11 protein-coding genes are annotated in these 13,084 nt (G+C 37.0%); 8 read left to right on the forward strand and 3 right to left on the reverse strand.

Features of this window, described 5'->3' with window-relative positions; genetic code table 11:
* Positions 1-61: 61 nt before the first annotated feature.
* From infB to Q8S25_RS13270, 8 genes are all read left to right on the forward strand, one after another.
* Positions 62-3,133 carry a translation initiation factor IF-2 gene (gene infB / locus Q8S25_RS13235; RefSeq protein ID WP_305538532.1) on the forward strand — a complete coding sequence of 1,024 codons (3,072 nt, stop codon included), beginning with the start codon at positions 62-64 and terminating at the stop codon, positions 3,131-3,133.
* A gap of 116 nt (positions 3,134-3,249) precedes the next feature.
* Entirely contained in the window at positions 3,250-4,644 is a 1,395-nt protein-coding gene (locus Q8S25_RS13240; protein WP_305538534.1) for a peptidylprolyl isomerase, read from the forward strand.
* 128 nt (positions 4,645-4,772) lie between these two features.
* Entirely contained in the window at positions 4,773-5,231 is a 459-nt protein-coding gene (locus Q8S25_RS13245; protein WP_305538536.1) for a MarR family winged helix-turn-helix transcriptional regulator, read from the forward strand.
* 44 nt (positions 5,232-5,275) lie between these two features.
* Positions 5,276-5,995 (forward strand): pirin family protein, encoded by a 720-nt coding sequence (locus Q8S25_RS13250; protein WP_305538538.1) that lies wholly within the window; start codon positions 5,276-5,278, stop codon positions 5,993-5,995.
* Position 5,996: 1 nt separating this feature from the next.
* Positions 5,997-6,866 carry a pirin family protein gene (locus Q8S25_RS13255; RefSeq protein ID WP_305538540.1) on the forward strand — a complete coding sequence of 290 codons (870 nt, stop codon included), beginning with the start codon at positions 5,997-5,999 and terminating at the stop codon, positions 6,864-6,866.
* A gap of 42 nt (positions 6,867-6,908) precedes the next feature.
* Positions 6,909-7,436 carry a YceI family protein gene (locus Q8S25_RS13260; RefSeq protein ID WP_305538542.1) on the forward strand — a complete coding sequence of 176 codons (528 nt, stop codon included), beginning with the start codon at positions 6,909-6,911 and terminating at the stop codon, positions 7,434-7,436.
* Between the two features lie 44 nt (positions 7,437-7,480).
* Positions 7,481-8,056, forward strand: coding sequence for an NADPH-dependent FMN reductase (locus Q8S25_RS13265; protein WP_305538544.1), 576 nt, complete (start codon positions 7,481-7,483; stop codon positions 8,054-8,056).
* A gap of 53 nt (positions 8,057-8,109) precedes the next feature.
* Positions 8,110-9,957, forward strand: a complete 1,848-nt coding sequence (locus Q8S25_RS13270; protein ID WP_305538546.1) for an amidophosphoribosyltransferase — start codon at positions 8,110-8,112, stop codon at positions 9,955-9,957.
* Here Q8S25_RS13270 and Q8S25_RS13275 read toward each other — a convergent pair whose 3' ends face one another.
* From Q8S25_RS13275 to Q8S25_RS13285, 3 genes are all read right to left on the reverse strand, one after another.
* The gene (locus Q8S25_RS13275) at positions 9,958-10,698 is read right to left on the reverse strand and encodes a response regulator transcription factor (protein ID WP_305538548.1); all 741 of its coding nucleotides are present in this window, start codon (positions 10,696-10,698) and stop codon (positions 9,958-9,960) included.
* A gap of 129 nt (positions 10,699-10,827) precedes the next feature.
* A complete protein-coding gene (locus Q8S25_RS13280) occupies positions 10,828-11,904 on the reverse strand; it encodes a 3-oxoacyl-ACP synthase III family protein (protein WP_305538550.1) in 1,077 nt (358 codons plus the stop codon).
* A gap of 91 nt (positions 11,905-11,995) precedes the next feature.
* Positions 11,996-13,078, reverse strand: a complete 1,083-nt coding sequence (locus Q8S25_RS13285; RefSeq protein WP_305538552.1) for a mannose-1-phosphate guanylyltransferase — start codon at positions 13,076-13,078, stop codon at positions 11,996-11,998.
* Positions 13,079-13,084 lie beyond the last annotated feature (6 nt).

Raw genomic sequence — 13,084 nt, forward strand, 5'->3', positions numbered from 1 at the left:
CGTATATTTGTCAAGTATGCGTGGCTTAGCTGTAACGCATATTAGGACCCAAAAACAAAGAATGTCAGAACTGAAATTACCGAGACTGTTAGCAGCCGCCAAAGAATTTAACATTGGTCAGGATACCCTGATTGAATTCTTGGTGAAGAAAGGATTTAACAGAGATGACCTGAAGCCAACTGCAAAGCTTCAGGAAGACCATTACCGTGCCCTTCAGGCAGAGTTCCAAGGCGACAAAGTTGCTAAGAACAAAGCTGATCAAGTAGAAATACCAAAAGGTAGCCAGAGTGAGGCGAAGAAGAAGAAAGACGAAGAGGAAATCACTTTTAGAAAAGAAGAGAAAAAACCTGCTGAGCCTGTTGCTGACAAAAAACCAGTAGTAGAAGTAGAAGCACCTGTTGTTCCAACTCCTGTACCTGTTGAATCTGCGCCCCAAGAGGAACTTCCCAAAGCTGCTGCTCCAATTGCAACTGTTGAACCAATTGAAGCCCCTGTTAAAGCAGCTGCTCCAGTTCAAGAGCCAATTGTAGACGCAACGCCTGTTCCTCCTGTTGTAGTTGCTGCTCCTGAACAACCAGCAGCACCTGAAGTAATGAAAACCGAAGTGACTCCTATTGAAGGACCTAAAGTGATTCATAAAATTGACCTTTCTGCAATTGATTCTTCTACCCGTCCAAAAAAGACGGCTAAAAAAGCAGAACCAACTCCAGAAAAGAAAGCAGACGCACCAAAGCCTGCTGCAAAGAATACGCCCAATCCAGTTGCTGCAAAACCAGCTCCAGTAGTACCCGCAGCGGTTGTTGTTCCAACAACACCCCCTCCACCTCCAGTGGTTGATGCTCCACCTACTATTGAGAATATTCGTGCAGAAAAATTAGAAGGCCCCAAGATTTTAGGTAAAATTGAATTACCTGTTAATAGCGATACTCGTCCTAAGCCAATGGGTAGAGATGAAAAGCGCAAACGCAAACGTATTCCAGTTGATAAAAAAGGAGAACCCAATGTTGCTCCTGCAAAAGATGCAGATGGAAGACCATTAACTGGTCCAAACCGTCCAATTGTTCCTGCAAGAAACAACAACCCTAATGCTGGAAGCGGCGGAGGTGGTGGATTTAATAGAGGCGGTGGTGGCCAAGGTGGTTTTAACCGCGGTGGTCAAGGTGGAAATAGAGGCAGAAATGATCGCAACGCACCAAGAGTTGAAGACAAAGAAATTGATCAAAAAGCAATTCAGGAGAAAATCCGTGAAACCCAAGCCAAGCTTGCTGGAACGGGCGGTAGAGGTAAGAGCCTGAAAGCTAAATATAGAAGAGCAAAAAGGGATGAAGCCGCTGATGCACAGGGCGATGACATGATGGAAGACAACAAATTACAAGTTACAGAGTTTGTAACAGTAAGTGAGTTGGCTAACTTAATGGATGTAAGCTTTGCTGATGTGATTGGTAAGTGTATGAATTTGGGTATTATGGTTTCTATTAACCAGCGTTTAGATGCTGAGGTTATAGAACTAGTAGCAAGCGAATTAGGTTTTGAAGTAGAGTTTATTGGTTTAGAAGACGCCGATGATTTAGATATGGATGATGAGGAGGATGATGATGAAGAAAAAACAGATCGACCTCCAATTGTAACCATCATGGGTCACGTTGACCACGGTAAAACATCTTTACTAGACTATATCAGAAATGCAAACGTAGTTGCTGGTGAAGCCGGAGGTATTACCCAGCATATAGGTGCATATGAAGTTACTTTACCGAATGGCAAAGCCATTACTTTCTTAGACACTCCTGGTCACGAAGCCTTTACTGCAATGCGTGCTCGTGGTGCTAAAGTAACTGATATATCTATCATAGTAGTTGCAGCAGATGATGCGGTAATGCCTCAAACAAGAGAGGCAATCAGCCACTCTCAAGCAGCTTCTGTTCCTATGATTTTTGCGGTGAATAAAATTGATAAAGACGGCGCAAATCCTCAAAAAATTTACGAGCAATTGTCTCAAATGAATATTCTAGTAGAAGCTTGGGGTGGTAAATTCCAAAACCAAGAACTATCTGCTAAACAAGGGTTGAATGTTGATTTACTTTTAGAAAAAGTTTTATTAGAAGCAGAATTATTAGACCTTAAAGCGAATCCTAACAGAGAAGCAACAGGTACTATTATTGAAGCATCCTTAGATAAAGGTAGAGGATATGTAGCCACTATTTTGGTGCAGAATGGTACCCTTCGTCAAGGTGACTTGATTGTATCTGGACAGCACTATGGTAGAGTGAAAGCAATGTTCAACGAACGTAATCAGCGAATTGAAATTGCACCTCCTTCAACACCTGTAGTAATCTTAGGATTGAATGGCGCACCTCAAGCTGGTGAGAAATTCAAAGTATTTGAAGACGAAGCTGAAGCAAAAGAAGTTGCAACTAAGCGTGCACAAATTTCAAGAGAGCAAGGATTACGTGCTCGTAAGCATATAACATTAGATGAAATAGGTCGTCGTTTGGCACTAGGTAACTTTAAAGAATTAAATATCATCATTAAAGGTGACGTGGATGGTTCTGTAGAAGCCTTAAGTGACTCTTTACAAAAACTAAGTACTGCAGAAATTGCGGTGAGAGTGGTATTGAAAGGAGTTGGTCAAATTTCTGAGAGCGATGTATTGTTAGCAACTGCCTCTGATGCTATCATCATTGGATTTAACGTTCGTCCTTCAATGCAAGCCAATAAATTGGCCGACACAGAAGGTGTTCAAATTAAGTTATACTCTATCATTTACCAAGCCATTGATGAAATCAAGAGCGCAATGGAAGGTATGTTGGAGCCGAAGATTCAAGAGAAGATTACGGCTAACGTAGAAGTTAGAGAAGTATACAAATTTGATAAAGCTACTGTTGCTGGATGTTTTGTATTAGAAGGAAAAATTGCCAGAAACAGTAAAATCAGAATTATCCGTGATGGTATTGTGGAATATCCAAAAGGAGAAGGACAAGCAGCCGAGTTGGGTAGTTTGAAACGCTTTAAAGATGATGTAAAAGATGTATCTACCAATATGGAGTGCGGATTAACCATCAAAAACTTCAATGACCTTAAAGTTGGTGATATTGTTGAAGCCTTTGAAGAGGAAGAAGTAAAGCGTACTTTATAATAAATTGACCTTAATAAAGCCTCAAACCCTGTGTTTGGGGCTTTTATATTTTGTTAAAAGCATTGCAGAGCGTGAAAAAGCGCTTTGGTTTGATTATTTTTGATACTATGCAAGGGATGAAAAAACTGTTCGTGTTTGCCGCTGTGCTGTTTACTTTATTTAATAATACAGTAGAAGCTCAATCTAAAAAAGTGATCGCAGATAAAATTGTTGGTCAGGTTGGCGATAAAATTATTCTTCGTTCTGAAATCATTAATACCATAGCTGATGCTAAGCGTCAGTCTCAAGGCCAAGAAAATGTCATTTTGCCTAATGAGTGTCAGGTACTTGAAAGCCAATTAATTCGTAAAGCATTGTTGTTACAAGCACAAAAAGATTCTCTAAATGTAGAAGACGATGAAATTGAAGCTGAATTGGACAATCGAATTAGACAAACTATTCAACAATACGGATCAAAAGATATTTTAGAAGAGATTGCCGGTAAAACTGTTTATCAATTAAAAGACGATTTTAGAGAAGCATTTCGTGAGCAAAAATTAGCAGATCAAATGCAACGTAAGATTGTTGATAATATCAAAATTACTCCAACAGAAGTAAAATTGTATTACAGTAAAACGCCTCAAGACAGTTTGCCTTTTTATGAAAGTGAAATTGAAGTGAGTCAAATTGTTATGATTCCGAAAGCTAATAAAGATGTAGAGGAATATGTGGCAAAGCAGTTGTATGATTATAAAAAACAAGCTGAAACCCAAGGCCCTAAGAAGTTTGAGCAATTAGCAAAAAATTATTCTGAAGATCCTGCTGTTAAAGAAAACGCTGGTCAATACACACTAAATAGAAACGATAAATTTTGGGATCCTGCTTTCTTAGCTGGTGCTTTTAGGTTGAAAGAAGGACAAATATCTCCAGTAATCAAGTCTAAGTTCGGCTTGCATATTATTATGATGATTAGTCGTTCTGGGGATGAAGCAATTGTAAGACATATACTAAGAATACCTCCAATCACCGAAGATGAAATTAAAGAGACTACCGACAAACTAGATTCACTTCGAAATCAAATTAAGACAGGTAAAATTAATTTTGCCGAAGCGGTTAACAAATATTCTGATGACGACAATAGTAAGTTCAGCGCAGGTTCTTTGGTAGGAAGAGATGGATCTACTTTTATTTCTTTAGACATGTTAGATAAAGACATGATTAAGCCCATCAGTGATATGAAACCTGGTGATATTTCTTCGCCTCAAATTTATCAAGATGAGCGAGGCAGAAAAGTTGCTCGACTCATTTACTATAAAACTAAGAAAGATCCACATCGCGAAAATTTAAAAGACGATTACAATAGAGTAGCCCAACGTGCATTGGAAGAAAAAAAGAACTCAACTTTAGAAAAGTGGTTTAAAGAACATATACCTACTTATTACATCTTAATTGATAATGAGTTCACCAAGTGTCCGGAATTGGCACAATGGAAAGAAGCCGCTGTTAGCGCTGCTGAGGGAAGAAAGCAGTAATTTAATAAAGTATTGAAAATCAACCATTAAGACAGTTAAAGCTGCGCTTAATGGTTTTTTTATGCAAATTTTTGCCCAAGAGGAAAATTTATTTGGAATATACATGTATGTACATGTATATTTGCATTGTGAAATTAGAACAAGCCATACAAAGCAATAAATTCAAGAACGAAATGCATAAAGCAAGTTTGAATATTTTGTATACTGCTTGGTGGTTGAAGACGCAAATGAGTAAGGTATTAAAAGAATTTGGGTTAACACACGAGCAATACAATGTTTTACGAATATTGAAGGGAAAGTATCCAGAACAGCTATGTGTAAAAGATATTAGCTGTAGGATGATTGAGAAAAGCTCTAATGTTCCAAGAATTATTGATCGTTTGGTAATAAAAAAATTGGTTAAAAGAGCAGATTCTCCTACAGATAAAAGAGAAACAGTTATCACATTAACCCAGGCAGGTTTAGCTGTTTTAGCTGCATCAACAGAAAGCGTAAATCAGCTGATGGATGAAATGGTAAGAATGGAAAATAGGGAAGCAGAGCAATTGAATGTATTGTTAGAACGCTTAAGGGGAGCTGAAGTATAGTTTTTTTTAAATAAATAGATGTATATACACTTAAATAAATAGTCATGAAAACAGTATTACACAAAGGAAACACAAGAGGTCATAACAGTTTTGGCTGGTTGAACAGCTTCCATAGTTTTAGTTTTGGCCACTACTATAATCCTGAAAGAATGCATTTTGGTGCATTAAGGGTTTTGAATGATGATACGGTTGCTGCAGGCATGGGTTTTGGTAAACACCCTCACGACAACATGGAAATTGTATCAATTCCCCTATCTGGAGATTTACATCACCAAGATAGTACTGGTAGAAACGAGATTATTCGTCAACATGATGTACAAATCATGAGTGCGGGTAGTGGAATTGCGCATAGTGAAATGAATGCAAATAAAGATCAGCAAGTAAAGTTTTTGCAAATATGGGTTATGCCAAAAGAATTAAATATCACTCCAAGATATGAGCAAAAGTCTTTCAAACCAGCTGATAGAACCAATCAAATTTTGACAGTTGTTGCACCTGATAATAAAGATGCAGTTTGGATTAACCAAGACGCTTGGTTTTCGTTGGCCAATTTTGATCAAGGTAAAACTGCCGAATACATTCTTCGAAACAACAAAAATGGCGTTTATGTATTTGTGATTGGAGGAGATGCAACCATTAATGGAGTAGCATTGAATGAGCGGGATGGATTAGGTATTGCAGAAACAGAAACACTTAGTATCGAAGCAAATACTCAGACTGAATTATTATTAATTGAAGTTCCTATGAACATTAATGAAGCTTAGTATGAAAACAAGAACCATTGAAACAATCGCTTACGGACAACCCATGGACATGGGTGGATTTCCAATTCGTCAGGCATTGCCTTCGGCTAAAGCAGATATGTTGGATCCTTTTTTACTATTACATCACGCGAATATTAAAGTAGCACAGCATGTAGACGTTAAAAATGCAGGTGTAGGTCCGCATCCTCATCGTGGATTTTCTCCTGTTACATTTATTTTTAAAGGGGGCGTGCACCATCGCGATAGTAGAGGAAATAGTCATATTGTTTATGAAGGGGGTACACAATGGATGAATGCTGGTATGGGTGTTATTCATAGTGAAAGACCGCCTGAAAATATTCATGAATTGGGTAGTACACAAGAATTGATTCAACTATGGATTAATACGCCTGCTGCCAATAAAATGGATGCACCTGCTTATATACCAGTAACCAAAGAAGATACGCCTGTTATTCATTCTACCGATGGATTAACGAGTATACAGGTAGTTGCGGGAGAGCTAAATGGGGTAAAAGGAGCCATTGTTCCTCAAACACCTATTAATATGTTCACCATTCATATTAAAAAAGGGGGTACTTATTTTATTCCTTTTGCTGCAACACATAATGCGTTTATTTATGCATTAGAAGGAAATATCAGTATAAATGAACAAGAAGAGTTGCCTGCATTTTATATGGCTTCCTTTAATAAAGATGGAGAAGGGGTTCAAATAACTGCAGCAGTAGACAGTATTTTATTAATGGGAACGGGAGAGCCTTTGAATGAACCAGTTGTATCTCATGGTCCTTTCGTAATGAATAATCAAACCCAATTACTGGAAGCTTTTAGAGATTATCAAATGGGTAAGATGGGTGTTCTAATTGAAGAGTAAAATTTCTTAAACAATCATATCATAAATCAAAAAATCACAAAAATGGCAACTTACAAAATTGACCCAATGCACAGTGAAATCACTTTTAAAGTGAAGCACTTAATGATTACAAACGTAACTGGTAGCTTTCAACAATTTGATGCTACTTTAGAAGCAGATGCTGAAGATTTTAGCGATGCTAAAATTAGCTTTGAAGCTGCTATAGACAGCATTTCAACCAACAATGAGCAAAGAGATACCCACCTAAAAAGTGATGATTTTTTTGCTGCAGCTACCCATCCTAAACTAAGCTTTGTATCTACTTCATTTACCCATAAATCTGGTTCTGAGTACGCGCTTAAAGGAGATTTGACCATTAAGGGTAATACCAAACCAGTAGAATTAGCCGTAGATTTTGGTGGAAGAATGACCGATTTTTATGGTCAGGATAAAGCTGGTTTTGAAATTACTGGTAAGATTAATCGCAGTGAGTTTGGCTTAACATGGAGTGCAGTAACTGAAGCTGGTGGTGTTGTAGTGAGCGATGAAATCAAATTAAATATGGCTGTACAAATGGTAAAGCAACCATAAATAGGCTTGATTGAACCCAATCGCCAATTAATCGTTATAAGTATATGCAAATAGAAATTATTACTGGAAGCCCTAGAAAAGATAGCGTTACGTACAGAGTTGCGTTGCATTTACAGGCTGCTTTACGCGAGCACACCGATCATATAGTAGGAATAATTGATGTAAGAGAGTGGAACCTGCCTTTATTGCAAAATGTGTTTTCTTCGGTGGATCAAACACCAGAAGCCTATAAACCACTTACAAAAAGAATGTTTGCCGCAAATGCGTTTATTTTGGTAACCCCAGAATACAACGGCAGCTATGCTCCCGCCCTACAAAACCTTTTAGACCATTTCCCTAAACAAGCTAGGAAAGCGTTTGGTATTGTAACTGCTTCTGTTGGCGCAATGGGTGGCATGCGTGCCTCTCAACAAATGTTGTTACTAGTTGCAGGGCTTTTTGGTATTGCTTCGCCTAATATGCTTATTATTCCTCAGGTTGATAAAAAATTTGACGGAAACGGTCAATTGTTGGATCTGGGTTTTAAACCTGCCATCGACAATTTTACCAAGGAATTGCTTTGGTTGGCAGGTAATCTTCAACCAGAGTCGGTTGCCGAAAAACGGACTGTATATAATTAATTTTTAAAAGGGTGGCGGAGTTGTAACTTCGCCATTCCTTTTTATATAGCACCATGAGCGATGAAATAAAACACGAATGTGGCCTGGCTTACATTCGTTTACGCAAGCCCTTCTCTTATTACCTCCAAAAACATGGAACGGTAACTTACGGCTTAAATAAGCTGTACCTTTTAATGGAAAAGCAACATAACCGAGGTCAGGATGGCGCAGGTTTGGCAATGGTAAAATTGAATATTGAACCAGGTAATCCTTACTTGCATAGAATGCGCAGTAATGCTCCCCAGCCCATTGCCGATTTGTTTTTTAAGATTGGTCAGGAAATTCAAGAGTTAGAAAAATACCAACCAGATATTAAACAGCATCCTGGTTTAATGAAAGGCCACCTTCCCTTCTTAGGTGAGCTATTATTAGGACATCTGCGTTATGGAACACAAGGAAAAAACAATGTAGAATTTTGTCATCCTTTTATTAAGAGAGATTTAATGCCAGGTAAAAATCTTGCCTTAGCAGGAAATTTTAACCTGGTAAATACCGATGAGTTATTTGATCAGATAGGAGTAAATCCTGGGGACTTTCAAAAGCAAAGTGATTTAGCTGCAATGATGGAAGTGGTTCACCACTATTTGGTAAAAGAAGATGAGACTAATCCAAATAATGCCAATATTGCTAGCGTCTTAAAAAACGCCACACCCATTTTTGATGGTGGTTATACTATTGGAGGTTTATTAGGGAATGGGCACAGTTTTGTTATGCGTGATGCACATGGTATTAGGCCTGCTTATTATTATATTAATGATGAAGTAATTGTTGCTGCCAGCGAAAGAGCAGCCATAAGAACCACTTTTAATGTGGGTGAAAATGAAGTACAAGAATTAATGCCTGGTACTGCATTAATTGTAGATGATTTAGGGAACTATAGAATAGAGAAAATTCTAGAACCTAAAGAAAGAAGAGCCTGCTCTTTTGAACGTATTTATTTTTCTAGAGGTAGCGATGAAAAAATTTATAGAGAAAGAATTGCATTGGGTCATCATTTAAGTGAAACTGTGTTAGAACGAATTTCTTACGATTTAAAAAATACCATCTTCTCTTATATACCGAACACTGCCGAAGTGGCGTTTTATGGCTTGGTGAAGGGGATGGAAGAATACCTCAATAAAATAAAAGTAGAACGTATACTTAGTTGGGGTAATGATTTTACACCCGACAAGTTAGAAGAAATGGTGAATAGGAAAATTCGCCAAGAAAAAATTGCGATTAAAGATGTTAAGCTAAGAACTTTCATTACTGAAGATGCCAACCGAAATGAAATGGTACAACACGTGTACGATATCACTTATGGCACAGTTCGTAATAATGAAGATACTTTAGTAGTAATTGATGATAGTATTGTAAGAGGAACTACTTTAAAAGAAAGCATTATCAGAATGCTTTCAAGATTAAACCCAAAAAAAATAATTGTTGTTTCTTCTGCTCCTCAAATTAGATACCCAGACTGTTATGGGATTGATATGAGTAAGCTTGGAGACTTCATTGCATTTAGAGCGGCTATTGCATTGCTAAAAGAGCGTAATATGGAAGATGTGCTAGATCAGGTACGCGACCAAATTATTGCGCTTGAAAAGTCTGGTAATTTACACAAAGAGAATGTAGTTAGACAAATATATAAGCCATTTACTACACTAGAAATTTCAGATAAAATTGCACAGTTAATTACTCCTGAAGGCGTAAAAGTACCAGTTGAAGTAATTTATCAAACCATTGAAGACTTACACGAGTGCTGCCCTACTAATACCGGTGATTGGTATTTCACTGGCAATTATCCTACACCTGGTGGTAATAAAGTGGTTAATAAAGCATTCTTGAACTACTTGAGTGGTAAAAACGTGAGAGGTTATTAATTAAGGAAGTATATGATTCTCGTATGCGAAACTTACTAAGTGCGTTAGATTTTTTACATTGAATCTTTTGTACAAGGGCTGTATTCTTTTTTCAATAGCAGATGCTGATACGCCCAATTCATCTGCTATCTCTTTAAAGGAATAGCCTTTAGCAACATATACTAAAGCCTGTTTTTCTTTACCCGAAATGGTCAAAAATTTTTGAACAGCTTTATTAATTACCTTTTCAAAGGCTTCTTTGTCTGGCCCATGCACATCATAGCGCATGACTAAACCAAAATGTAGATTTTGATTTACCCTGAATCGACCAATTACTTCATTAACCAACCCTTCTTCATCTACTGATAAAATTCCAATTTTTACTTCCATTGGAACCATCGTTCCATTTTTGTGAATTTTTTTTATTTCAACAGAAAAGCTGTAATTTTTTATTCCTGTTTTTCTACTTAAAATGAATTCAATTGTTTTAGCATTGATTTCATTTGAAAAAGAGGCATAGCTTGGATCGGTCTGTTTAATAATGGTTTGAAGGGTTATTTCATCGTCTTTAAAACCCAGTGTTTCTTCCCATCCGTCTGCATATATCAGTTTCTTTTCTTTGAAAGAATAAATATAAATGGATTCATCTGGAAAACGGAGCAAACTTCTTTTATACTGTTTATATAAACTGCTTTCTGAATCAGCAGGCAAGTCGGTCACAATAGTTGAATCTATTTCAGACGGCTTATTGAATTTGTTCATACCCCAATATAATAAAAACTGAGTAATTACACAGTTGTTGTGTGTGCCCTATTGAGCTAAATTTGCATTAATTAGCTATCGGGGGGTAGTTAATTTTAAGGTCACAATCCGAAAGGGATGTGGCCTTTTTTATACCCTATAACAGATGGCGTTGATATTCATTCCAGCGCCAACAGAGGCAAACATTACAATATCTCCAGACGCTAACTGATGATTGCTCAATTCTCCTCTTTTTACTAAATCGTATAAAGTAGGGATGGTTGCAACAGAACTATTCCCTAATTTATGTATGCTCATTGGCATGATATTTACTGGAACTTCTTTAATTCCGTACAATTTAAAAAGTGCTTTAATAAAACCTTCATCCATTTTTTCATTGGCCTGGTGTAGGAAAAACTTTTTTACTACTGTTACGTCTACTCCGCTTTTTTCTAAACAGGCTTTCATTGCAAGTGGTACATTTTTAATTGCATATTCGTACACTTTTCTGCCTTTCATTTTTATATATCTAACCGCTGGGTCTGCATTGGGTAAATAAGACTTACCCATTGTAATATATTTTAACTCATCATTACAATGACTTTGCATACTGCAGGCAATGATACCTGAATCTGTTTCGTCTCCTTCTACTCCTTCAATTATAGTAGCGCCAGCACCATCACTAAAAATCATGCTGTCTCTATCATAATGGTCAATTACTCTGCTTAGTGTTTCTGTTCCAATAACTAAACATCTTTTAGCTAAGCCAGCTTTAATAAACGCATCTGCTTGCGTAACCCCTAAAATCCATCCAGGACAACCAAACAATACATCGTATGCAACACAGTTGGGGTTAATTATTCCTAATGCATGCTTAATATGTGATGCCAATGAAGGAACTGCATCTGATTGGATAGTATTTTTTAGAACATTTCCAAAGTTATGTGCAACAATAATTTGGTCGATGGTTTCATGATCTATTCCGGCATCTTCAATTGCATGTTTAGCTGCAATTGCCCCCATATCACATGCAGTAAACTCATTCCCTGCATACCTTCGTTCTTCTATGCCAGTAATGTCTTTAAACTTCTCAACAATTTCCGAAGAAGCTGTAGCTATTTTAACATGATCTTCTCCATAAAAGTCTTGAGCTGCAAAATCTTTGTTGGTTTTAATATGTGGTGGAATATAGCTACCTGTTCCTGTGATAACTGTTCGTATTGCCATCGTTCAGTGTTTAAATGTTCTTCTCAAATGTAATCATAAATAAAAAAGGGATGGCAAGCCATCCCCATTTAATTTTAAAGCTAACAACTGTTTATAAGTATTGATCGCCTTTATTGCGTTTTACTTCGGCAACATACTCTTTAATGGCTTGTTCTTTTTCTTTTTTACAAATCATCAATACATCAGGAGTGTCTACTACAATAAAGTCGTCTAATCCTTGTAATAGCAATAGTTTTTCTTTTGGTGCAGATACCATGCACTTAGTAGCATCAATAACGATAACATTTTCTGAAGCTACTGCATTGCCTAAGTAATCTTTTTCTAGATTATCATAAGCACTATTCCATGTTCCTAAATCACTCCATCCAAATGAAGACGGAATAACATATACATTGTCTGCTTTTTCCATTATGGCAAAGTCTATTGAAACATTGGTACAGAGCGGATAGATTCTATTAATTGCTTCTTTTTCTGCAGGGGTATTGAAGTTGGCTTTTTCTGCATCAAACAATTCATACATTTCAGGTTGGTATAGTTCAAATGCCTTCATCACATTTTTTACTTGCCACACAAAAATACCTGCGTTCCATAAGAAGTCTCCACTGGCCAAAAAGGTCTTTGCCAATTCTAGATTAGGCTTCTCCGTAAATGTTTTTACTTTATAAATTCCGTCTGCAACTTGCATAGGCTCGTGCTGAATATATCCATAGCCCGTATTTGGATGAGTAGGTTTAATTCCTAAAGTAACCAAAGACTTTATATGAGATACAAACTCTAATGCCTGTAAAGTGATTTTTCTGAAATTTTCATTATCCAAAATCATATGATCACTTGGGGCTACAATTAAAGAAGCTTCAGGATCTTTTTGCAATAATTTATAGGAAATATAAGCTACACATGGTGCCGTATTTTTTCTACTTGGCTCTGCAAGAATATTTGCCGGATTTAATTCTGGAAGTTGTTCTTGTACTATTGAAACATATTCATCGGATGTTACAATGAAAATATTTTCATTGGGAATAAAAGCCGCATAACGCTCATAGGTCCATCTTATTAAAGACTTTCCCGTATTTAATATATCTAAAAACTGTTTGGGATAAGCTGTTCTGCTTTGTGGCCAAAAACGGCTTCCAATGCCCCCTGCCATAATGGCTACATAATGGTGTTGATTCATTTGAAT

Origin of the sequence: Sediminibacterium sp. (assembly GCF_030695065.1) — a bacterium.
Lineage (GTDB): Bacteria > Bacteroidota > Bacteroidia > Chitinophagales > Chitinophagaceae > Sediminibacterium.